The 21,608-nt window shown below is 59.0% G+C and carries 20 protein-coding genes and 1 riboswitch; of the genes, 12 read left to right on the plus strand and 8 right to left on the minus strand.

Annotated elements, in window-relative coordinates; all coding sequences use genetic code 11:
* Positions 1–35 precede the first annotated feature (35 nt).
* Positions 36–1,478, minus strand: coding sequence for an efflux transporter outer membrane subunit (locus tag AC1DXO_RS07405; RefSeq protein ID WP_476977477.1), 1,443 nt, complete (start codon positions 1,476–1,478; stop codon positions 36–38).
* Between the two features lie 199 nt (positions 1,479–1,677).
* Here AC1DXO_RS07405 and AC1DXO_RS07410 point away from each other — a divergent pair, with 199 nt between their 5' ends.
* From AC1DXO_RS07410 to AC1DXO_RS07420, 3 genes are all read left to right on the plus strand, one after another.
* On the plus strand, positions 1,678–2,316 hold the full coding sequence (locus AC1DXO_RS07410) for a TetR/AcrR family transcriptional regulator (protein ID WP_476977478.1): 639 nt from the start codon (positions 1,678–1,680) through the stop codon (positions 2,314–2,316).
* A 61-nt stretch (positions 2,317–2,377) separates the two neighbouring features.
* Complete coding sequence (locus AC1DXO_RS07415) at positions 2,378–2,710, plus strand: hypothetical protein (protein WP_476977479.1); 333 nt, start codon at positions 2,378–2,380, stop codon at positions 2,708–2,710.
* 82 nt (positions 2,711–2,792) lie between these two features.
* The gene (locus tag AC1DXO_RS07420) at positions 2,793–3,089 is read left to right on the plus strand and encodes an endonuclease domain-containing protein (RefSeq protein WP_476977480.1); all 297 of its coding nucleotides are present in this window, start codon (positions 2,793–2,795) and stop codon (positions 3,087–3,089) included.
* Between the two features lie 334 nt (positions 3,090–3,423).
* Here AC1DXO_RS07420 and AC1DXO_RS07425 read toward each other — a convergent pair whose 3' ends face one another.
* Positions 3,424–4,587, minus strand: coding sequence for an SDR family NAD(P)-dependent oxidoreductase (locus AC1DXO_RS07425; protein WP_476977481.1), 1,164 nt, complete (start codon positions 4,585–4,587; stop codon positions 3,424–3,426).
* Between the two features lie 110 nt (positions 4,588–4,697).
* Here AC1DXO_RS07425 and AC1DXO_RS07430 point away from each other — a divergent pair, with 110 nt between their 5' ends.
* Genes AC1DXO_RS07430 through moaC form a run of 3 tightly spaced genes read left to right on the plus strand, consistent with a single transcriptional unit; the run spans position 4,698 to position 5,873 of the window.
* A complete protein-coding gene (locus AC1DXO_RS07430) occupies positions 4,698–4,946 on the plus strand; it encodes a MoaD/ThiS family protein (protein ID WP_476977482.1) in 249 nt (82 codons plus the stop codon).
* Position 4,947: 1 nt separating this feature from the next.
* The gene (locus AC1DXO_RS07435; protein WP_476977483.1) at positions 4,948–5,403 is read left to right on the plus strand and encodes a molybdenum cofactor biosynthesis protein MoaE; all 456 of its coding nucleotides are present in this window, start codon (positions 4,948–4,950) and stop codon (positions 5,401–5,403) included.
* Positions 5,400–5,873, plus strand: a complete 474-nt coding sequence (moaC, locus tag AC1DXO_RS07440) for a cyclic pyranopterin monophosphate synthase MoaC (RefSeq protein WP_476977484.1) — start codon at positions 5,400–5,402, stop codon at positions 5,871–5,873. The genes AC1DXO_RS07435 and moaC overlap by 4 nt, the downstream gene beginning before the upstream one ends.
* A 306-nt stretch (positions 5,874–6,179) precedes the next feature.
* Here the strand turns inward: moaC and AC1DXO_RS07445 are convergent, their stop codons facing one another.
* Complete coding sequence (locus AC1DXO_RS07445) at positions 6,180–8,033, minus strand: TonB-dependent receptor plug domain-containing protein (protein WP_476977485.1); 1,854 nt, start codon at positions 8,031–8,033, stop codon at positions 6,180–6,182.
* A gap of 146 nt (positions 8,034–8,179) precedes the next feature.
* A riboswitch (cobalamin riboswitch) is annotated at positions 8,180–8,366 on the minus strand.
* A 157-nt stretch (positions 8,367–8,523) separates the two neighbouring features.
* Between AC1DXO_RS07445 and pgsA the strand changes: the two genes are divergently transcribed.
* The 5 genes from pgsA (at position 8,524) to AC1DXO_RS07470 (ending at position 13,356) form a co-directional block, all read left to right on the plus strand.
* Entirely contained in the window at positions 8,524–9,144 is a 621-nt protein-coding gene (pgsA, locus tag AC1DXO_RS07450) for a CDP-diacylglycerol--glycerol-3-phosphate 3-phosphatidyltransferase (protein ID WP_476977486.1), read from the plus strand.
* A 174-nt stretch (positions 9,145–9,318) separates the two neighbouring features.
* Positions 9,319–10,455: an ABC transporter permease gene (locus AC1DXO_RS07455; RefSeq protein ID WP_476977487.1), complete on the plus strand. Its 1,137-nt coding sequence runs from the start codon at positions 9,319–9,321 to the stop codon at positions 10,453–10,455.
* Complete coding sequence (locus tag AC1DXO_RS07460; protein WP_476977488.1) at positions 10,452–11,165, plus strand: ABC transporter ATP-binding protein; 714 nt, start codon at positions 10,452–10,454, stop codon at positions 11,163–11,165. Before AC1DXO_RS07455 ends, AC1DXO_RS07460 begins: the two co-directional genes overlap by 4 nt.
* Positions 11,166–11,186: 21 nt before the next feature.
* The gene (locus AC1DXO_RS07465) at positions 11,187–12,161 is read left to right on the plus strand and encodes an efflux RND transporter periplasmic adaptor subunit (protein ID WP_476977489.1); all 975 of its coding nucleotides are present in this window, start codon (positions 11,187–11,189) and stop codon (positions 12,159–12,161) included.
* A 61-nt stretch (positions 12,162–12,222) separates the two neighbouring features.
* Positions 12,223–13,356 (plus strand): acyltransferase family protein, encoded by a 1,134-nt coding sequence (locus AC1DXO_RS07470; RefSeq protein ID WP_476977490.1) that lies wholly within the window; start codon positions 12,223–12,225, stop codon positions 13,354–13,356.
* Here the strand turns inward: AC1DXO_RS07470 and AC1DXO_RS07475 are convergent.
* From AC1DXO_RS07475 to AC1DXO_RS07495, 5 genes are all read right to left on the minus strand, one after another.
* Positions 13,353–13,607 (minus strand): Txe/YoeB family addiction module toxin, encoded by a 255-nt coding sequence (locus AC1DXO_RS07475; protein WP_476977491.1) that lies wholly within the window; start codon positions 13,605–13,607, stop codon positions 13,353–13,355. The genes AC1DXO_RS07470 and AC1DXO_RS07475 overlap by 4 nt on opposite strands.
* Positions 13,604–13,858 (minus strand): type II toxin-antitoxin system Phd/YefM family antitoxin, encoded by a 255-nt coding sequence (locus AC1DXO_RS07480; RefSeq protein ID WP_476977492.1) that lies wholly within the window; start codon positions 13,856–13,858, stop codon positions 13,604–13,606. Before AC1DXO_RS07480 ends, AC1DXO_RS07475 begins: the two co-directional genes overlap by 4 nt.
* Before the next feature lie 284 nt (positions 13,859–14,142).
* Complete coding sequence (locus AC1DXO_RS07485; protein WP_476977493.1) at positions 14,143–14,934, minus strand: FadR/GntR family transcriptional regulator; 792 nt, start codon at positions 14,932–14,934, stop codon at positions 14,143–14,145.
* 82 nt (positions 14,935–15,016) lie between these two features.
* A complete protein-coding gene (locus tag AC1DXO_RS07490; protein ID WP_476977494.1) occupies positions 15,017–16,585 on the minus strand; it encodes a glycoside hydrolase in 1,569 nt (522 codons plus the stop codon).
* 62 nt (positions 16,586–16,647) lie between these two features.
* Positions 16,648–18,180, minus strand: coding sequence for a tryptophan halogenase family protein (locus AC1DXO_RS07495; protein WP_476977495.1), 1,533 nt, complete (start codon positions 18,178–18,180; stop codon positions 16,648–16,650).
* Positions 18,181–18,532: 352 nt separating this feature from the next.
* Here AC1DXO_RS07495 and AC1DXO_RS07500 point away from each other — a divergent pair, with 352 nt between their 5' ends.
* Positions 18,533–21,334, plus strand: a complete 2,802-nt coding sequence (locus AC1DXO_RS07500) for a TonB-dependent receptor (RefSeq protein WP_476977496.1) — start codon at positions 18,533–18,535, stop codon at positions 21,332–21,334.
* Positions 21,335–21,608: the final 274 nt, after the last annotated feature.

Genomic DNA, 21,608 nt, shown 5'->3' on the forward strand with positions numbered 1-21,608 from the left:
CTTGATCTACTGTCGGGCGTGCAAATTATTGTTCGTTAGCGTGAAGCCAGGCTTTTGGCGGCGCCGTAGTCCCCTCCGAGGGCCTTGATCAGAGCGACGTCGAGGGTTAGGGCGCGGCTTTGCAGGGCGGTAACGGCCTGGCGCTGGCCGATCAGGCTCTGTTCGGCGAGCAGCAGCGAGGTGTAGTCGGTCAGGCCGCCATCATAACGCAGCTTGGTCAGACGGTAGGCTTCCTCATAGGCGGCCAGGGCCTGCTGTGATTCGCCGAGGCGTTTGTCCAGCGACTGCTGGCTGGTCAGGGTGTCGGCGACCTCCTGCAGCGCGACCAGGACGTCCTGGTTATAGACGGCGATGGCCAGGGCGTGTTCAGCCTCGGCTGATTTCAAATTGGCTTTCAGCGCGCCACCCTCGAACAAGGGCAGGCTGAGCGCCGGGCCGGCCTGGCCGAAGTCGGAGCCGTCCTTGAACAGGTTGCCGAGGCCCAGGGCTTCGAAGCCGATCAGGCCGCGCAGGTTGATATTGGGATAAAAGGCGGCGTGGGCCTGTTTGATATGGGCGGAGGCCGCTTCGGCGCGCCAGCGGGCGGCGATGATGTCAGGGCGGCGGCCGATCAGGTCGAGATTGAGCTGATCCGGCGCGGAGGCAAAGGCGATCGTATTGTCGTCGAGCTGCGGTCGGGTGATGGCCGTGGCGCGATCGGGCGCGGCGCCGACCAGGGTGGCGATCATGTGCCGGGTCAGGCTGATCTGCTCATCCAGCGCCGTCAGGTCGGCCTGGGCTGCATAGACACCGGCCTTGGCCTGTTGCACCTGCGCCTGGTTGGAGACGCCGTTGTCCAATTTCTTCTGGACGAGATTGGCGCTGTCCTGGCGGATAGCGACGGCGCGCTCGGCGAGGTCGCGTTGCTTGTACTGGCGGTCGAGGTCGATATAGGCCGATGCAATCGCAGTCGACAGGACCAGGCGCGCCTGGGCGGTGTCGGCCTGAGCGGCCAGGGCCGACGTACTGGCGGCGGCGATGGCGGCGCGGTTGCGGCCCCAGAAGTCGAGCTCCCAGTTGAAGTTCAGCGTTACGGCGCCCTGGTCGTTATAGCCTTGCGGCAGGAACTCACGCGGGAAACCGTTATTGTAGCTCTGCTTGATGGTATGGACGTCAGTATTGAAGACGACCGACGGCTGGTTGGCGGACTTGTATTGTGCCGTGACCGCCTGGGCCTGGTTTAGGCGGGCTTCGGCCATGGCCAGGGTCGGAGAGTTGGTAAAGGCTTCCGCCATCAAGGCTTGAAGTTGCGGATCGCCAAACCCCTGCCACCACGCTTCATTGACAGCCGCCTCGATGGGGTTATCCTTCTTGGCCTGGCTGGGCTCGGAGGCAAACGGTGCACTCTGCGGCACGGTCGTGCAGGCGGTCAGGGCCGTCGTTGCGAGCAGAGCGGCGAGAATCAGGGGATACTTGTGTTTGAAGATCGAGGTCGGCATCGGGACAACTCTTTGAACTGATGTTCTTGAACTCATGTTCTTGAACTAACCGTACGGTATGGTCATTTTGATGGCTGGACATATAGGCCCCGATCTACTATATGTCAACTGACCGTACCGTACGGTTGCGATTATTTTTTGCAGTGCGAAAACCATGGAAACCGAATTGAGTACCCAGACGAGTCAGCAGACAAAACCCGTGTCCAACCCCGTTGTGGAAGCGAAGGGGCGTATCGACCGGGAAGATCGCCGCGAGATGATTCTCGATGTTGCGACCGAGATCTTCCTTCAGGAAGGTTATGCCTCGGCCTCGATGTCGGTGATCGCCGCGCGGCTGGGCGGATCGAAGGGCACGCTCTATAACTACTTCAAAAGCAAGGAAGAGCTGTTCACGGCCTATGTGCAGCGCAATTGCGAATTCCACCGTGGCCAGATCGGCGAGTTGCTGAAGGAAGAGGGCGAGGCGCGCGCTGTGCTGGCCAATTTTGCCCGCAAATACCTTCGTATCTTCACGTCGGAAAAAACGCTGCAGAACTGGCGTGTCATCTCGGCCGAGAGCGCCAAGTCTCCGGAAATGGGGCGGTTATTCTATGAAACAGGGCCCCTGCGCGGCGCGCGGTTGCTGGCCGAGTATCTTGACCTTGCGGTGGCGCGTGGCGAACTGAAGATCGACGATACACTGCGCGCGGCGCACCAGTTCACCTCGCTGATCCACGGCCGGCTTATCAAGGCGCGGCTGCTCAACTACCTGCCGGTACCGACCGACGAAGAGATCAATGCCGAGGTCGACAGCGCCATTTTTGTCTTCTTCGCCGCCTACAGCGTTAATAAGGGTTAGGCCTCTCTGGCAATTGTCGCGTAACCTGCGCCGTGCTAAATCGGGCGTTGGAGGTGCCGTCATGCGCAGAGCTGCTTTTACAGGATTCCTGGCTGCCGTTGCGCTTGTCGGTGCTGTGGCCCACGCCGCCGATAAGCCGCAAACCTGCGCTGAACAGTGGCAGACCATCAGTACGGCGAAAAAGCCCGACAAGGCGGCCATGAAGGCCTATGCGGCGCGATGCATGGCGAAGTCCCAGGCCTCCGCCAACCAGAGCCCGGCCGACAGGATGCGCCAGGATCGCCTGGGGGCGTGCAATGCGCGCTGGAGTCAAATGAAGGCGGCCAAGGCCACCGCCGGCCAGACCTATGAGGTCTTTTCGGCGCAATGCCTGAACGGCACGCCGCGGAGCTGATTGGGACGTGCGGCCAGGCGCCAAGACCAATCTGGCACGGCATTTCCGGCGGACCATGACCCGGTCCGAAGTCAAGCTGTGAATGGGATTGAAGGGCTGCTCGAAGCAGAGCTTTACGATACGGCGACAACACCCGGTCGGCCCATACATTCTCGATTTCTATTGCGATAAGGCGAAACTGGCCATCGAGATTGATGGCTCGGTGCACAATGACGACGAACGGATGCGCCGGGATGCTGTGCGTGATGCGTGGTTGTCCCAGCGCGGGGTCGAGACGCTTCGGTTTGCGCATGAAGATGTCATGACGCACGGCGAAGACATTGCCGCGGAGATTGTCGGTTTGATCGGGAAGCGGTTGGGCTTGCCGCCGATTGAATAGTGCCCGCCGGCAGGCAAAGCAATTTGTGTGCGAATGGCGGGCTGTAAGAGAAGAGGGCCCCCTCCGGCGAGACAAGCTCGCCACCTCCCCCGTAACGCTTCGTTGCACTACGCTACGGTGGAGGACTGGCCTTAGAGCGAAATGACTTTAGATAGAATCGTCATTTCGCTCTAACTTTTTGTTTTGTCGCGCAATTTAACCGAAAAGTGGCATCCACTTTATCGGATTGCGCTATAGCGGATTTGAAATCAATATGTAAAAACTTAGTCCTCCACCGTAGCCCGCAGGGCGTTACGGGGGAGGTGGCGAGCTTGTCTCGCCGGAGGGGGCATCCTTAAGCCTGACGCAGGCTCTTGACCAAATTGAACACCATGGTCTTGGCCTGTTCGTCATGACCTTCCTGGGCCAGGCCGTACAGGGTCTGCATGATCGCATCGCTGATCGGGGCGACACTGGCCTGGTTGACCACCTCGAATATACCCGGCAGGACCAGTTCGCGGACCTCATTGTCGTCGACCAGCGCCTCGGTAATCTTTTCGCCCTCACGCAGACCGGTAAAGGTGATGGCAATGTCCTTGTCCGGACGCAGGCCATAGAGTTTGATCATCCGGTTGGCGAGATCCATGATCTTGATCGGCTTGCCCATCTCCAGAATGTACAGGCCCGACTTGTGCTCCGGCGTCTGGGCATTGTTCATCGCCGAGGTCAGGACCAGCTGCACCGCCTCGAATATGGTCATGAAATAGCGTTCGACGTCGCGGTCGGTCAGGGTGATCGGCCCCCCGCGTTCGATCTGCGACTTGAACAAGGGGACGACTGAGCCGGTCGAGCCCAGGACATTGCCGAAACGCACCACGCAGGCCTGGTGTGTGTCGGAAATCTGGGTGCGGATCAGGTGCTCGGCCAGGCGTTTGGTCGCGCCCATCAGAGACGACGGCGCCACCGCCTTGTCCGACGAGATCAGGACCAGTTGTTTCACTCCGGCGGCCTTGGCGGCGTCGATGACATATTGCGTGCCCAGCACATTGGTCAGGACGGACTCCGACGGGTTCAGTTCGACCATCGGCACGTGTTTCAGCGCAGCAGCGTGGAAGATGACATCGGGCTTTTGTTCGGCGACGACGGCGGCAAAACGTTCCTTGCGCCGGATCGAACACAGGATGGGGCGGGCGGATACGCCGGGGAATTCGCCGCGGATGGCGCGGTCGATCTCATAGAGGGCCAGTTCCGAGTGGTCGACCAGGGCCACATGGGCAGCACCCAATGACAGAACCTGCTTGGCGATTTCCGATCCGATGGAGCCGCCGGCACCGGTGACCAGGATGCGCTTGCCGGTATAAAACTTCTTCAGCCCCTCGGTGTCGAGCTCGACCTGGGGACGATGCAGCAGCACCTTGAACGAGGCCGGGTCGGACGGGTCGGGCAGCGGCAGAGGGTCGGCCTTCTTGCCGAACAGACGGGCAAAAAAACGCAGTAGCCGGTAATTGGACAGACTCATGAAGACCCGAAGGGAAGGCTTGGCTTGATTGGCGGCTATTGAAACGTTTATGAGTGCTTTATCAAGCGCATATACGGTAAGCGGCAGAAAATCTTGATAAAGGATGACGCATGGGTCAAGCACATGTCGAGGTGCTGTTTTTCGGACGCATGGCGGACATCGCCGGCGTCAGGCGGATTATGCGCCAGGCCGACGGCCTGTTGGCCCTCAGGGACGACCTCTTTGCCGAGGCGCTGGCGACCGGTCAGGTGACCACGCCGGCCATCCGGATGAGCGTCAATCGCCAGCAGGTGACCGATGACCAGCCCTTGCGCGACGGCGATGAAGTCGCGTTTTTTTCCGTCTTTTCCGGGGGATAGCATGATCCAGTTGTTGGAACAGCCGCTCAATGCGGCAGCCGCCCAGGCCGAATTCCTGGTCGAGAACGGCCATCACGGCGCCGTGGCCAGCTTTACCGGCGTCGTGCGCGCCGAGACCGGCGGCGGAACGTCCGCCCTGGTAGATTACCTCTATCTCGACTGGTACCCCGGTATGACTGAAGCGTCGATTGAAGCCATCGTCGTGGCGGCCCGGGCGCGGTTCGACGTCGAGGCGGTGACGGTCTTGCACCGCTGTGGCCGCGTAGAGGCGGGTGAACCGGTGGTTTTTGTGGCTGCGGCATCGAGCCATCGTCGGGCAGCCTTCGAGGCCGTCGACTATATGATGGACCGGTTGAAATCCGAGGCGGCGTTGTGGAAGCGCGAGGTGGGCGAGGACACAGACCGCTGGGTAGAGCCCAGGGCCGAAGACGCGCTGAGCTTGAAGAGGTGGTCATGAGCGATCTGTCGCATATCGACGAACATGGCCGGGCGCGTATGGTCGATGTTTCGGACAAGGCCGTGACGGTACGCACCGCCAGGGCAACGGGCCGCCTGGTCTGCGCCGCCGCGACCCTGGACCTGGTGCGCGAGGGCAGGACGCCGAAGGGCGCCGTGATCTCGACGGCAGAGTTGGCGGGCGTTATGGCGGCCAAGAAGACGGCCGACCTGATCCCCTTGTGCCATCCCCTGAGCCTGACCAAGGTTGTGGTGTCCATTGCCGAAGACGCGTCGCTGCCGGGCTTCGTCATCGCGGCCGAGGTCCGGACCAGCGGCCAGACCGGGGTCGAGATGGAGGCCCTGACAGCGGTCAGTGTGGCGGGCCTGACGCTGTATGACATGCTGAAGGCGGTCGACAAGACGATGCGCATCGAGGGGATCGAGGTCGTTTCAAAAACCGGCGGCAAGGCGGACTTTGTGAAGGGGTAAAAGTATTTTTCCCCACAGATTGGCACAGATTTTCACAGATTTTTCAGTAGCATACGCGACAGTTCCGCGCTGCAGGCCTTCATGATTGCTGTGAGATCGGCAGTTCGCCTGCGCTAATCTGTGAAAATCTGTGGCAATCTGTGGGAAAATTCCTGAAATAAAAGGCCGCGGATGGTTGGACAACCCGCGGCCCCTGTTAAAAGACGTATCTTGAAATGGCTTAAAAGAACGCCATGACTGTCGCGCCCTCGACCGTCCGTGACAACCCCCTGTTCGCGGGGGTTTACTTCCTAAAAGACCTGGTTTTTAGAAGATCTTCGCTGCGATCCCCAACCAAATGCGCCGGCCGGGTTGGCCATAACCGCCCGCCGTCTCGTAGCGCGTATCGCCGGCGTTCTCGATCCGGCCGTACAAACGTACGCGGCCGATATCGTAGCTGGCGCGCAGGTCGACCAGGTCATAGGCCGCTAGTTTGCGCGTGTTGGAAGCGTTGTCGAAACTGTCGCCGACGTGGCGCAGGCCGCCGCCGAGGGACAGCCGGTCATTGACCTGCCAGGCGATATCGATACTGCCCATTTGTTCCGGAGCGTGCGGCAACTTCTTGCCTTCCAGCCCGAAGGAACGGTTGTCGGTGTCGAGGAAGCTGTAATTGCCCCGGACGGTCCAGGCGCCGAAGGTCTGGAGGCCTTCCAGCTCCAGGCCCGAGGCTTTTGATCGGTCGATATTGCCGTAACAGCCGTAAGGTTGGACCGCCGTGCAGTTGTCGTACCCGAAGTCGATCAGGTCACGCACGGTGCGGGTAAAGGCCGTGGCGCCGAGCGAACCGTTGCCCAATGCGACATCGGCGCCGCCATCGATCGTCAGGCCCTTTTCGGTGACCAGGCTGGCTGTGCCGTAGTCGCTGTAAAGCTGGTAGAGGCTGGGAGTCTTGACGCCCTGACCGGCACTGGCGTGCAGGCGGACACGATCGTTAAGCTTCGTTGCGAAGGCCAGTTGGGCGATGTCCTGGTTGCCATAGCTCGAATTGTCGTCGTGGCGGGCGCTCAGCGACACGGTGGCCGGACCGAAGTCGCGCGACGCCTGACCGTAGAGGCTGGTCGTCGTCACCGAGACTGACAGCGGCGTCGGGTTCGGATCCCACGGCGCCGGGGAGGCGATGCGCATGGTGTCGCGTTCATAGGTCACGCCCCCGAGCAGTCGGGTCGTGTCGCCAAGGCGATACAGCAGGTGGTAATCGGCCGACTGGATATGGCCGCGCGCCACGAATTCCGAGCCATCAGCGAAATAGTCATGGCGATCGGCTTGGCTTTCGCTCAGTGACAAGGTTTGTTCGCCGTTGGCGAAGTGGTTGTCGAGCGCGACATAGCTGAGTCGCGTCTTCGTCCGGCCGAATTCGTCGGTGTCGGTGAAGGCATAGGACGGCGGCAGGTAGCCGTCGTAATTGTTGCGACTGCGGCTGTAGGTCGTAAAGGCGCGCACCGTTGTGCTGTCCGTCAGGTCGTATGACGCCCTGGCGCCGAGGTTGGTCTGGTCGAAAGCGTCGGGTTCCGTACCGCCGGCAAAGGCCGAGACGCCGTCGTCGTGGAGGGCATTGCCGAAGACGCGCCAGCTAAAGCCGCCCCTCTTGCCACCCACGGCAGCATGGGCTGTATTGTAGTCGTCGAAGCCTTCGACGCCAACCTGGCCTTCGAGAGGCTGGGCCGCCTTGCGTGTGGTGACGCTGACCACGCCGCCCAGGGCGCCGGAGCCCCACAGGGTCGACAACGGACCGCGCAGGACTTCAATGCGTGCCGCGTCGTCGGTGGCAACCAGGCCGAGATTGGTGCCGCCGCCGACCTGCGACGGGTCGTTCAGCCGCACGCCGTCGAGCAGGTACAGGGTGTGGTCAGCGCCTGCTCCGCGGATCGAGGCGCTGGCCGCGGCACCCGGTCCGCCATTGCGCGTCAGGCTGAGGTCGGTGGTGTGGGTCAGCAGGTCGGCCAGCATGACCGACTGGAAGGAGGTGATATCCTGCTGGTTCAGGACGTCGACGGCCTGGCCGACCTTGGCGACGGGCAGGTCCTGGCGCGTGATGGTGACAATAACTTCGGTGTCTTCGGCGTGGACAAGGAGAGGGAGAGCCAGCAGGGTGGCCGTTGTCAGGAGGATTCGCTTGAACATGTCAGCGTCTTTCAGTGAGAGACCAAGCTGTGCGGCGGGCGCCGCACGACCAGTCAGGGACGAAAACCGGGCAGCGAACGCTGTACGGCTTACAAACACATCGTCTCTCAAGAGGCTTCTTGCTGGCGACGCTGGACCCGGCGGCGCAAAGGACGACAGCCGAGGCAGGTTTCCTGACTTGCGCCTGAAACGTCAGATGGCGTCTTCCCGGCTTAACCAGTGACATGTGCCATCGAACTCGGCGCTTACAGTTGCGGGCACAGTCCCGGAATCTCACCGGCTTCCCTATTATCTCCCGGGCAAACGGGAGCACCTTCAGCACGCACGGGCCTTAGCGGTTCATGGACATTCAGGTCAAGGCGTGTGAGCGCAATTGTGGCCGGCGTGCCGCTAAAGCAACAAAATGCACTGGTATTGGCAATGGAGTGTGCTATCTCGCCGTGACCATGGCGGGCAGGCTGCGCGCCAGATTCAAGCCAACGGTGCCCCGATGACAGGTGAAAAAGTCAATCCGATCCCCAATATCCTGACCATGATCCGTCTGGTCGCCGGGATCGTGATGTTCTGCCTGCTGGCGGCCTCGGTCGGCGGCATACCCTTCTTTGACGTCAATTCGGGCGCCTATTATCCGGCCCAGCGCTGGGGCTTCTACCTGTTCGTCATTGCGGCCTTTACCGATCTGTTCGATGGTATCCTGGCGCGCAAGCTGCACGCCGAAAGCCAGTGGGGCGCCATTCTCGATCCGATCGCCGACAAGATCCTGGTCTGCGGCACCATTCTGGGCCTGTTCTGCATCAAGACCGGCGATCCGGTCTTCGCCCTGCCGGCCGCCATCATCCTGTTCCGCGAATTCGCTGTCAGCGCCTTGCGTGAAGCGGCGGGCGCCAAGGGTGTCAAGGTCCCGGTCAACTTCATGGGCAAGATCAAGACGACCCTGCAACTGGTGGCGTTGGGCGCTCTGCTGCTGACCGAAAGCTGGGCGGCGTTCGACCTGCCGCTCGAATGGTCGGATACGGCCTATATAATCGCCAATCTGCTGCTGGTTCTGGCCGCGATCGCCTCGCTGTGGTCGGGGATTACCTATTTTGTGGCCGCCTCGAAAGACCTGTAATCCGAATAACGGATGCGCACGTCACATCCCGCTATCCGGCATTTTCGTCCTTATGCGGGTGGTATTGCAGCCACATTGCAAAATCGTCACGCATGTTACGCCGATTTAATTAGACCTTTATAAGAAAGTCCTAAATGTTACGGCCTGCGCCTTCCGCGCCTCACACGTGGTAATATGTCTCTCGCCTTATCGACCTTGATTTACGAATGGCGGCGCTATCTGGCGGCCGTCATCGCCCTGGCCTGCGCCGGTCTGCTGGTCCTTGCCATGACTGGCATGTTCATGGGCATGGCCAAGTCGTTCACTGCTACCATCGAACACTCGCCGGCGCAGATCATCATCCTGCCGCCACAGGCCGACGGCATCTTCGGTGACTCAGGTCAGCCGCGCCGGCTGATCCCCACCATCTACCAGCACCCGGAGGTTACGGAAGTCCAGCCGATGGTGATGAATTGGGCCATGTTCTCGAACTTCCCCAAGGACGGCCAGCCGTCGAAAAGCGACGGGGTCCGGGTCGTCGTAGTGAACCCGGTCAAGGGCGCCGTCACCCTGCCAGACGATTTTTCCGAAGCTACCATCGAGGCACTGAAGGAGCCGTTCGCCGTCGTCCTCGACAGTACCAGCCTCGGCAAGCTGGGCGTAAAGCTGGGCGACAAGGCCAAGATGAACGGGCGGACTGTCACGGTCGCGGGCGTGGTCGACGGTTATCCCAACATGTTCAATACCCAGGTCTTTACGTCGTACCAGACCGCCAAGCTAATCTATGTCGCCGATGACGGCCCACGGGTCGGCCCGCTGCTGGTCAAGCTGAAGGACCCTGCGCGCGTCAAGGAAGTGGCCACCGAACTCAACGCCATGGGCACCGGTCAATTCAAGGCATGGACGCGTGAACAACTGGCCAAGAGCTCGCAGACCGGCATACTGAAGGAAGGCGGCATCGCCATCATGATCGGCTTCATGGCCATCGTCGGGGTCGGCATCGGCATCATCATCACCTGGCAGACCCTGCAGGGCGCCATCATGGCCAATATCAAGGAGTTTGCCTCGCTGCGCGCACTGGGCGTTTCCATGGGATCGTTGCGGCTGATCATCATGGAGCTGAGTTTCTGGGTCGGGATCGCCGGGCTGGCTTTGACGGTGGTGCTTGTCGGGGGGGTAGGGGCGCTGGCCAAGACCTACGGTGTGCCGATGGACTTTCCGTTGTTCATCGATATCCCGGTCGCCATCATGCTGATGATCATTTCCATCCTGTCGGGCATCATCTCGCTCGGTGTCCTGAAGAAGAGCCAGCCTGCGGATCTGTTGCGATGAGTGCGAAACTAGCTTTGAACGCAAAGGGCCTGTCGAAGGGCTACAAGATCGGCAAGATCAAGCAGCAGGTGCTGAAGAGCGTCGATTTCACCGCCTGGCACGGTCAGGTGACCATGGTCATGGGGCCGTCGGGTTCGGGCAAATCGACCCTTATTGCCGCCTTGTCCGGATTGATGAAGCCCGACGAGGGCGAGGTCATGGCGCTGGGCGAAAGCCTGTGGAAGAAGTCGCGCGGCAAGGTCGACAAGTTTCGTCTCGACCACTGTGGCTTTATCTTCCAGGGTTTTAACCTGTTCCCGGCGCTGCACGCCACCGAACAGGTCGAGCAGGTGCTGAAATATTGCAAGGTCCCCAAGGCAGAGGCGCATAAGCGGGCTGTCGCGGTTTTGGAATCGGTCGGGTTGGGCAATCGGCTGAAGCAATATCCGGCGGAGTTGTCCGGCGGGGAAAAGCAGCGCGTTGCCATCGCCCGCGCCCTGGCCAAGATGCCATCGCTTCTGTTCGCCGATGAACCGACCTCGGCGCTCGATTCGGTGAGCGGCCAGGTCTGTATCAAGCTGCTGCACCAGGCGGCCAAGGAACGTGGGGCGGCCGTGGTCGTCGTGACCCATGACCCGCGCCTTGAAGCCTATGCCGACAGAGTCATTCACATGGAAGACGGCAAGATCCTCAGTGATACGATGATCTCCGAACCGCCTTCGATCGCCTAAGTTTTGGAACAGAGAACCCCTATGTCCCGCACGTTCGCCACCGCCACCGCTCTCGCCATCCTGGCCCTCACGGCCGGCTCCCTGACCGCCTGCAAGATGCCGGGTGCCAAGCCCGATCCCAAGGCCGCGGTCAAGGCGCCGCCTTCGCCCTATGCCGCCATTGCGGCCGGTAAGGTCGACGTCGAAGGCGGTGTCGTCGAGGTAGCCGCCCGCCGCGCCGGCGTGGTCAGCGCCGTCTATGTCCAGGAAGGCGACATGGTCACCAAGGGCCAGATCCTGGCGCGCCAGGAGGACACGGACTCGGTTCTGGCGGTCAACAGCGCCCGTGCCCAGGTTGCCCAGGCGCAAAGCCAGATGGCCCTGACCCAGGTCAATATCACGACGGCGCAACGCGAATATGACCGCCTGGCCAAGCTGGCGCCCAGTAATTTTGTCGCCCAGCAAAAGCTGGATCAGGCGCGCGACGCGATTGCCACGGCGCAGGCGCAACTCGGCACCCAGCAGGCAGCCGTCGCGACCTCGCGGGCGCAATTGGCCCAGGCCGAATATAATCTTGAACTGACGACGGTTCGCGCGCCGATGGACGGAAAGATCATCCGTCGCTACGCCCAGCCGGGCGCCGGGGCATCGACCCTGAACGTGTCGAACATGTTCGACCTGGAACCCGCCATCCCGCACATTGTGCGTTCGGAAATCGTCGAAAGCGCCATTCCGTCCGTGACCGTCGGCCAGGACGTCGAAATCATCCCGGAAGCCGACCCGACCAAGCTCTATGTCGGCAAGGTCATCCGCATCGCCGCCACCTTCGGCGCCCGCAAGCTCAAGTCGGACGGCGGCAACGAGGCCAGCGACGAGCGCGTCGTCGAGGTCGTGGTGTCGGCCGCGGGAACGCCGTTCCTCATCGGCCAGCGCGTCCTGGTCAAGTTCATGAAGCCGGGCGAAAAGGCCGGCATACCGCGGGCGGCACCTCCGGCGCCGGGTGGAGCCCCGAAGTAGTTCCAGACCTCACTTGACCTCACAAAACGAGAATTTAACGGGTATGGGTTAAAAGGGCAGGGTGAAAACCCTGTCCTTTTCCTTTTCCTTTACAGCCGCGGCCGACGCACCGGTTGCCGTGTCCGGCCGGGCCGGGGGCGCCAGCCTTGATGTGCTGCGCTTCCTGGCCGCCAGCTTTATCCTGCTGTTCCATTACGGCCAGTCCGCGCCGGTTTCGCTGGACCAGGTATCGCCGGTTTTTGCCCAGGGCTGGCTGGCGACCGATTTCTTTCTTTTCCTGTCGGGTTATGTGCTGTCGCGCGCCTATGGCCAGAGGCTGGTGACCTCGCACATGCGCCGGTCGCATTTCTTCCTGAAGCGGTTTGCGCGGCTATGGCCGTCGCATGTCATCGTGCTGGCGGCGTTTGCGGTCTTTGTGGCCTTGTCGAGCCTGGCCGGATTTGCGCCCAATCACGCCGAGAAATATGGTGGTCTGGCCTTGTTTGCGCAGGCATTTTTGGTTCATGGCTGGGGCATTATCCATGAGCCGGCGTGGAATGTGCCGACCTGGACGATCTCAGCCCTGCTGGTCTGCTATGCCCTGTTCAGTGTCTATCTGCCATGGATATATAACCGCTCATTGGCGGTCCTGGCTGGCCTGGCGCTTGCCATTCTGCTGGCCGGACATCTCCTGGCCCTGACCCTGGCGGATCATGCCTTTGTCGATTTGCCGTTTGCCTGGGGACTGTTGCGCGCCGTACCGCTTTTCATTCTGGGTAACCTCATCGAGCGTATGACCGCCGGCTTGCGCGTCTCGAAAATCGTCTACTGGTCCACCCTGGCGGCCGCCTTCACCGGCATATGCCTGTTGTCAGGCCTGCCACGCCACGCCGGGACGGACAGCGCGATCCTGTGCCTGCTGGGCACGGTGCTCGCGGTGTCCGGGGCTGTGACCTTCGGCGAGACAATGGTGACCAAGCGCATGGGCCAGGCGTCGTTCGCGTTGTTCCTGACGCATTCGCTGGTCGGCGCGGTTTGGTTCAGCGCCATGCCGAAACTGGTCGAGCGGTTCGGGCTGAGCACGCCTGTACAGTGGGGGCTGTGGGCAATGGGAGTCGCGGCGGCGATCGTGACGGCATTTGTGTTCGACGCGCTGATCGACAAGCCGTTGAGCGAACGGGTGTCTAAACTGGGATTCGTTAAAGGTGGAGTTTAGTAATGGAAGCGCATCTGGGCGATGAAAATCGAATCTTCTGAAATCTCGTAAATCAAGCGGTGCTCCTGATCTATTCTTCGTGACCAAAAACCTTGCCAATTGTGTTTCAGTGGCTCTGGCTGTCCAATTCCTTCGAACGGGCTGCGGTCGATATCCTTGATCAACGCATTGATACGCTTAAGAAGCGCCTTATCCGTAGCCTGCCAATGCAAATAGTCGTCCCACGCCCTGTCTGAAAAGACTTTTTTCATTCTTCAATCAAGTCACGCTCTGTACCGCGGCCTGCTCGAAGCTGTGCAATGGACTCATTGAGACGTTCGGCATTTTTCGGACTGGACATCAGGTAGGCCGTTTCCTGCCACGACGAAAAATCTTCCAGCGACATGACGACGGCCGGAGCTCCATTTTGCCGGGTGATCAGCAAAGGCGCGTGATCCTCCGCAACCTTGTCCAGCAGTTTGGCAAGATCGTTGCGGAAGGCGGAATAGGTGACGTGTCTCATGATGGCCTCAATTGTACGTATTATTGTACATTGTCGACGTTAACACGTCAAACCGCGTCCGGCAACTTGAAGCGAAATGACTTTAAATAGAATCGTCAGACAAAGGCCGCAGCCCTTTACCGGGCTGAGGGGCGTTAACTGTCTCACCGAGATCGCCGGCAAGACCTTCATGATTCGTTTCGCTCCCGTGTCGGAATAGCCATTTGGACGCGCCGGAACGGTAGCCGCTGTTTGTTTTTGACGAGAATTTCGAAAATGAACGATCATCCAGGCCTAAAGACCATCTATCGCCGGTTCTCATTTTCGTCGGCGTGAGCGTGACGAACCTGAGAGCGGCGTGTGTCTTCCAGTGCGAAGCGAACCAGGCATTCCATGCCCCATCGCGCGGCACGGGGATTCCTGGCTTCGATGGCTTCGTAGACGCGGGCATGATCCGGCCAGCTATCGCGAGCGTCCTTGGGGTCCGTGGATTTTAAGCGGGTTGACCAGGCAATGGCAGCCGCAATCGAACTGTTAAGTGAGACCAACACTTCATTTCGTGTAGCCAGCAACAGCGTCTTGTGAAAATCGAGATCAGCTGCTCGGCCGGTTTCGGTCGCCAGGGTCTCGCGCCCCATTATGTCGAGCGCCTCCTTCATGCGTCGGACCTCTTCCTCGGTACGGCGCTCCGCGGCAAGTTCGGCGGCGGCTGGCTCGTTAATCAGGCGCAATTCAAAGAGACCGTCGATGAAGTCCGACGTCGGCGTGGTTTCGAACATCCACCCCATCACTTCCGGATCGAGCAAATTCCAATGTGTTCGGTCACATACCTGCGTTCCGCGTTTCGGACGACTTTCGACAAGACCCTTGGCCGTCAATATTTTCAGCGCTTCCCGGTATGGCGTGCGGGAAATATTCAGCGCCTCGCTTGAATCGAGCTGGAAGGGCAGAATATCACCGGGCTGATAGACCCCGTTCAAAATATCGACGGCCAGGCGATGGGCTAGCGATCCATGCAGGCGCCCCTGCGAATTGCCGTCCTCGAAGGCATAATCTGCCGATGTCACCTTGTTTCTGGAAATGTCTTTTTCGCCCATGTTTCGATTACGCTCTAACCAGTAACTTACGCTTTATCCGACATACAATGCAAGGCACGTGCGCCGGCCCGACGGCCGTCGGTCAGTGATCAAACCGGATGGTCGTCACCGACATGGGCGGGACGACAACGGTTCCGTCGTCATTTCGCACAACGCCGCATTCGTTTTTCAGATGACGGTGACTATCCGACACGACAAGCGACACCGTGTATGACCGTTTCTTGCTGTCCCCTTGTGCTGCCGGCGGCAGGTTGATGTGCACGCGTTGAGCCAGGACGCCAGGATTGACATGGACGGCCGTGAAGCCGGGTGTACCCGGCCTGACAGCGACAACTGTGTCGTCATCATCGACCGGAACAAAGCGATCTCCCGGGCGCAGATATCTGGTGAAATTCCCCATCGCCCAGTATTTTGACGTCAGGTGGATGTCGGGTGAGACTCGATTGGAGAAGTCCATCTTGATCAGTCCCCAGTTCGATCCCGCTTTAGGATCGGCTGATTCGTTCTCGACGGCTTGCCAAAGAACCCAGGCAACAGGTTGCAGCCGATTGATATCGCTGACAATTTGCTCTCCCAGCGCAATTGCCGGCCGCATGTCGTCATAGTCCTGCCAGACATTGGGCGGGGATAGATCGGTTTCCGACATCCAAAGCCGCTTTCCCGTGCGGCGGCCCAGATCGCGCACGCCTGCCTTGCCGGTCGTGTCATAGCTGTGGATGTTGATCTGGTCGATCTCGGCCCTTGCGTCATCGTCGAGGCCGGACCAATCAAGCATGAAGGTCTGTGCATTCGTCTCGTCGACGCCGGCAATTTCCGTGGTCAGATTCTGGCTGCGCAGTGCGCGTGCGACCGCCTTGATAATAAGTGCCTGTCGTTGCGGCGACCAGTGCGCCCCCTCCTGAGCATTGTCGGCATGCCAGTAGGGCGTGTTCGGTTCATTGACCGGCGAGAGTGTCCGGAAAACGATATGATGGCGCTTCTCCAGCTCCGCTGTCGCCTGGACCAGGTAGTCGGCGAATTTCGACTCGTAGCCCGGGCGAAGATTGTCTTGCAGGCCGTCCTGATGGCCGGAAACCAGGCCGCTGACCGTCATGAAATAAGGCGGCGAGTTCGAAAAAGCCTCAAAAATCCTTTCGCTCTCCGGCACGCGCTCCCTGATCGCATCAAGCCACCAGCGTTGCCCTGCATCTGCGGACCAGTCCCATTGCTCCGGATCCCGCGGATCCCAGTCGTCCATTGACGCAACGCCTTCAGGGCGGCGCCAGAAGCCCGGAACATCACCGCCGGCGCGCAGATAAGGCTTGGTTTCGGGTGAATTTCCGCCGCCGATATTGTACCTGGCGATATTCAGCTGCAAGCCGTCCTTGCTGTAAAGCAGGTCCGCCAACCGCGTGCGGACCGGCGCTGGCAGTTGCCCCGTGACATTAGCGAACCAGGCGAGCGCCGTCCCCCAACCTTCGAATGGCTTGCCCGGTTCAGACCATCGCGGAGACACGTCAACGTCCACGATATCGGCGGGGCCGGACGCAGGGCAGGCTTGTGCAAAAGCGCCTGTGGCGAGGCAGGCCGCCTGAATCAGAGCATAGCCGCCAAACAGCCATGCGCCATGCCACCTGCGTGAACCTGCCCGGTGCGGACGTTGAATTGACATCTACCTGCCTATGACCCAAAAAATCGAAGCAATATGTGTGTTTGACCGCTACCAGGTGCCGATCAGGTTGCGGCCGTGAGAAGCCCCTCATTGAGGAGCCCGTGGGCGCGAAGGAACTCCAGGTGATCCGGTAAACGTTCCGCCGTTCCTTTCAGATATCGCTCAAGCCGGGCATAACCTTCGGCGAGAAGGTCATCGTCCTGGAATGCCATTGTCGGCATATAGGTTCGTGGCCTGATACCCTGGCCCATCAATACCGCCAGCCAGGACGTGGTTTGAAACAGCTCCTCTGCGGCAATATTAAGCTGCCCACGCTCTCTGAACAATTCAATCCGATGTGTCAGGCTGTCGGGGACCTGCATGGTTCTTGTGTAGTTCCAGAGCTCCGAGTCGTTACGTTCCGTCGCATGATAGTGCAGGATGAGAAAGTCGCGAACGTTTTCGATTTCCGCCTCAGCCCCCTTATTGTAGGCGGCCGTATTTATCGCGGAAAAGGTCCTGTCGGGAAAATGCTTGATCAGCCTTTGGATGCTCGACTGAATGAGGTGGATGCTGGTGGATTCGAGAGGCTCCATGAAACCACTGGAAAGTCCGATGGCGACGACGTTTTTTGTCCACGGCGTTTTTCGCCGGCCCGTCGTAAACTGTATGCGATTGAGAGGCGCCAGGGCCTTGCCTTCAATATTCGCGGTGAGGGTTTCGGCTGCCTTATCGTCGGATACGAAGGCGCTTGAATAGACAATTCCGTTGCCGACGCGATGTTGCAACGGGATGCGCCACTGCCAGCCGAACGGATGCGCCGTGGAAAGCGTATAGGGCGTCAGGGGCTGTTGCCGTTCGCACGGCACCGCTATGGCCCGGTTCATCGGCAGCCATTTGGACCAGTCCTCGTAGGGCGCTCCCATTGATTTTTCGATCAGGGCGCCGCGAATGCCCGAGCAGTCGATGAACAGATCACCTTCGATCTTCTCTCCGGACTTGAGACATAAGGCGGTCACAAATCCGCTGGCCTGGTCTTTCTCGGCATCCACTATGTCGCCCAGCCTATGGGTGACGCCCCTGGCGACGCTCAAGGTCTTCAGGTGCCGGGCATAGAGGGATGCGTCAAAATGATAGGCGGAGAAGACATTGTGGAGGGGATGGTTGGGGTCTTGAGATTGTTGCGCAAAGCCATTCTTCCGTGCCGCCAGGGTGCACAGCGAAAAATCGCTGATGTCCGCAACCCGGCCCAGGTCGGCCAGGCGCAGCCAATATTGAAAGAAATAGCCCAGATCCTTGCTGGTACCGTAAACGCCGAAGGGGTGGAAGTACCTGGTGTTCAAGCCTGACCAGTTGCGGAACTCGATCCCCAGCTTAAAAGTTGCGCAGCAGTCACGGATAAAGTCGGACTCGTTGACGCCGGCCAATTCATGAAACGTGCGAATCGGCGGGATGGTGGCCTCGCCAACGCCAATGGTCCCGATCGCATCAGATTCGACCAATGTCAGCGCCACCCGTCCATCAAGAACTTGAGATAGGGCGGCCGCTGTCATCCAGCCGGCCGTTCCCCCACCGACGATAACGACTCGCCTGATCCACCTGTCATTCGATTCCAAAATTTCCATCCTTCGGTTATTTATAATTTTTATTGCACTAATAATGTATGATTACATATCCAGATTCAAGACTCTAAACATCTTCGATATGAATCGCGCAGTGATGCCGTTGGGGCAACTAATATCGGACACTCCTATACGCTCTGCTGGACAAAATGGGGCATCGTGTCAATTGCGCAACAAAATTTCAAAACGATGAGCCAGGAATAAATCATACAAATTTGTCGTTGAAAAAACATATAATGCGATTTAATGAGTGGGGAGAACTCGGCTCATTTCGGGGGCGCGACGGCTCGCCAACAAAATTTGGGCTTTCTCGGTTCGCCATTATAAGAACACTAGGAGGATTCAAGTGTCCAAACGCAATGCCTATAAGTCCGCGCTATTCGCCACAGCGGGGGCGCTCGCCTTCGCCCTGCCCATCGCTTCCTACGCTCAGGATGCCAATGCACCTGCCGCAGCCGCCGACACGAAAGAAACGGTTGTCGTGGTCACAGGCGTGCGCGCCTCGGTGCGATCCGCGCGTAACTTGAAGAAGAATGCCAACCAGATCGTCGACTCCATCCAGGCAACCGATATCGGCAAGTTGCCCGACGTGAACACAATCGAGTCGCTGCAACGGATCACCGGCGTCCAGATTCAACGGCGCTATGGTGAAGGCGGGACGGACTACGATCACAAAACCGAACCGGCGGTCACCATCCGCGGCATGACCCAGGTTCGCAACCTGATCGACGGTCACGACTTCTTTACGGCGAACGGCGGCCGCGCCCCTGATCTTGAGGGCCTGCCCTCGGAACTGATGGCCGGAGTTGACGTTTATAAGAACGCCGCTTCGAACCTGATCGAAGGTGGTATCGGCGGCGTTATTGATATTCGCACCCGGTTGCCGTTCGATTCGAAGTCGGACATCAACAGTATTTCGCTCAAAGCGAACTATTACGACCGGGCTCGCAAATCGTCTCCGTCGATTTCCGGCCTGATAAGTCGCCAGTTTGAAACCGGCGCAGGACGGATGGGGTTCCTGATCAATGCGACAGTTGGTCAAACCTATTATCGTCAGGATGCCGTTCTTCAGCAGCAGCAACACGTGATCACGGCGAGTTCAAATCCGGCGGCGTTTGCGAGTTTTCCAAACAAGGGCGCCCTGACCACGCTCTATGTGCCGACATCCTTCGAAATATACCAGGATTCGGGCCGGCGCGTCCGCGAGGGGCTGGCGGTTGCCTATCAGTGGCAACCGAATGAAAATATGCTTTTCACGGCTCAGAACATCCATTCGGAATATCAGTTCATACGTCGCGGGGAATACCTCTACGGGGATGACAAAAATACCGACCCCAAGGCTGCGGCCGGCTCGACATTCACCTGGGGATCAGACGGGAACGCGACAAGCGGCATTCTGTCACCGCAAATTTTTTCAACATCCCGTTTTGACCAGGATGTTAGAAACAATACAAACATTACCGTTCTCAATTTCAAGTGGCAGATCACGGAAAGGCTTAGGTCAAAAACAGACTTTGCTTATGAGCGTGCCACCTATGATGCGGACAGAAATGGCGATTCCGTCAAGTTGTACGACAATGAAAGCAGAAGCGTCGCGAACATACCGAATCTCAACATCAAGTTTGATGTGACTGGTAAGTACCCGAAATTCATGGTCGTTGATCCCGCGAACCCGACAGTTCCCTCAGCCTATTTCGGCAATCCGAATAATTGGTATTATGAGTGGCTCGCCAATGCCGTCGACCGCCACCGGCTTCAAACGACGGCGTTCACGCAAGATTTTGACTTCGACAACGACGGCCATTTCTTTAACAAGTTGCACGCTGGCGTACGGCTCTCCGATGCAAAGCTTCTGCTTCGCGGCAACTGGGACAATACCGGCGTCTGCAACGACACGGGCACAAATCCGAGCTGGGGTGCCTGTCCTCTGATTCCGGTATCAGAGCATCCGAATCTGGCTTATGCCGGGCCGGCCAGCAACTTCATGGTGCCTGGCGTTGGGTTCGCGGTGGGTGTGTTCCCGGAATATGCCGATCCGCACTCCAGCGTCTTTGATTACACCGTTAAGACATACGCTGAATTGTTCGCGGGAAAACCGAATTCCTACACCTTCAAAACAACATTCAGCCCTGGCGACATCAATCGCCAGGAAGAGACCACTCAGGCATTATATTTGACCGGCGACTTCGCGACAACGGTCATGGGCTACGACCTGGACGGTACGGCCGGCGTTCGCGCAGTAAAGACCAATCAGAAATCCATCGGTTACCTGCATCAAGGCACCACCACGCAGAATATCGCGATTGATAACAATTACACGAATATCTTGCCGAGCCTGAATGCCAGGCTGCATGTTTCCGATAAGCTTCAAATTCGTGCAGCCTTCGGCCAGACCATCACTCGGCCGAACTTCTCAGATATGGCCGCACATGTGGAGCTAAATCCGAATATTCCGTCGCAATATGACGAAAATGGCCGACCCACTGGCAGTTCCGGGAATCCGTACCTTAAGCCGATGACCGCGACGTCCTATGACCTGACCGCTGAATATTATTGGGGTTCGTCGAACCTGGCATTTTTCGGCGTCTTCAGCAAAAACGTCAATGGATACCTGGCCGGCAGGCGTCAGGTCATGAATTTTGGTGGGGTCGACTACGATATCTGGACAAGCGTAAATCTCGGCAAAGGAAAAATTCAGGGCTTTGAGGCAGGCTATACTCAATTCTTTGACTTTCTGCCTGGCCTGTGGAGCGGCCTGGGCATCCAGGCGAACTATACATACGTAGATTCAGCCGTTGATTCGGGCGGAACAACTGTTCCCCTGCCTAAGTTGTCAAAAAACAGCTACAATATCATCGGTCTCTACGAAAAGGGCCCGGTTCAGGCTCGGATCGCGTACAACTGGCGCTCTTCATATCTTGACCAGATCAATGGCAGCGGCGTCTTCGGCGCAAACCAATTTGCAGCTCCGTACTCGTCTTTGGATGCATCGGCGAGCTACCAGATCAGCAAGGTCTTCACGCTGTCCGTGGATGCCGTGAACCTGACCAATTCCATGTACCACACCTACGTGACCAGACCCTCAGGCGGCCTTCTGTGGCAGCTTAATGATCGTCGCTACAGCCTGACACTGAAGGCAAATTTCTAAATCTGGCGTCGACTGTGTAAATTCGCCCATCAGCCCAGGCTTTTGGGCGGCTCAGCCCCAGGCAGGCCTTTGGCATTGCCTGGGGCGACCTGCTCGCTTTCGGATAGTCTTTCCCTGGCCTTCGATAGCGACCCGACTGTGCGTCAGTTCCGACCGGCGCATATCTCCTCCCGAACCTTATACGGCCCGTGCATGTGGATGCCTTACCTCCAAAGGCGACATCAAACCAGCGCACGGGCCGCTTCTTTGCGTCACCCCTGGGTGAATCGTCGAC

Source organism: Asticcacaulis sp. P2_C5 (assembly GCF_056404555.1).

Excerpts from the sequence above, each read along its gene's own strand:
- AC1DXO_RS07480 (WP_476977492.1), bottom strand. The coding sequence starts at position 13,858 with ATGAGACACGTCACCTATTCCGCCTTCCGCAACGATCTTGCCAAACTG.
- AC1DXO_RS07455 (WP_476977487.1), top strand. The coding sequence starts at position 9,319 with ATGTCTCTCGCCTTATCGACCTTGATTTACGAATGGCGGCGCTATCTG.
- AC1DXO_RS07420 (WP_476977480.1), top strand. The coding sequence starts at position 2,793 with ATGGGATTGAAGGGCTGCTCGAAGCAGAGCTTTACGATACGGCGACAA.
- moaC (WP_476977484.1), top strand. The coding sequence starts at position 5,400 with ATGAGCGATCTGTCGCATATCGACGAACATGGCCGGGCGCGTATGGTC.
- AC1DXO_RS07435 (WP_476977483.1), top strand. The coding sequence starts at position 4,948 with ATGATCCAGTTGTTGGAACAGCCGCTCAATGCGGCAGCCGCCCAGGCC.
- AC1DXO_RS07405 (WP_476977477.1), bottom strand. The coding sequence starts at position 1,478 with ATGCCGACCTCGATCTTCAAACACAAGTATCCCCTGATTCTCGCCGCT.
- AC1DXO_RS07475 (WP_476977491.1), bottom strand. The coding sequence starts at position 13,607 with ATGAAAAAAGTCTTTTCAGACAGGGCGTGGGACGACTATTTGCATTGG.
- AC1DXO_RS07430 (WP_476977482.1), top strand. The coding sequence starts at position 4,698 with ATGGGTCAAGCACATGTCGAGGTGCTGTTTTTCGGACGCATGGCGGAC.
- AC1DXO_RS07460 (WP_476977488.1), top strand. The coding sequence starts at position 10,452 with ATGAGTGCGAAACTAGCTTTGAACGCAAAGGGCCTGTCGAAGGGCTAC.
- AC1DXO_RS07490 (WP_476977494.1), bottom strand. The coding sequence starts at position 16,585 with ATGTCAATTCAACGTCCGCACCGGGCAGGTTCACGCAGGTGGCATGGC.
- AC1DXO_RS07445 (WP_476977485.1), bottom strand. The coding sequence starts at position 8,033 with ATGTTCAAGCGAATCCTCCTGACAACGGCCACCCTGCTGGCTCTCCCT.
- AC1DXO_RS07465 (WP_476977489.1), top strand. The coding sequence starts at position 11,187 with ATGTCCCGCACGTTCGCCACCGCCACCGCTCTCGCCATCCTGGCCCTC.
- AC1DXO_RS07415 (WP_476977479.1), top strand. The coding sequence starts at position 2,378 with ATGCGCAGAGCTGCTTTTACAGGATTCCTGGCTGCCGTTGCGCTTGTC.
- AC1DXO_RS07425 (WP_476977481.1), bottom strand. The coding sequence starts at position 4,587 with ATGAGTCTGTCCAATTACCGGCTACTGCGTTTTTTTGCCCGTCTGTTC.
- AC1DXO_RS07485 (WP_476977493.1), bottom strand. The coding sequence starts at position 14,934 with ATGGGCGAAAAAGACATTTCCAGAAACAAGGTGACATCGGCAGATTAT.
- pgsA (WP_476977486.1), top strand. The coding sequence starts at position 8,524 with ATGACAGGTGAAAAAGTCAATCCGATCCCCAATATCCTGACCATGATC.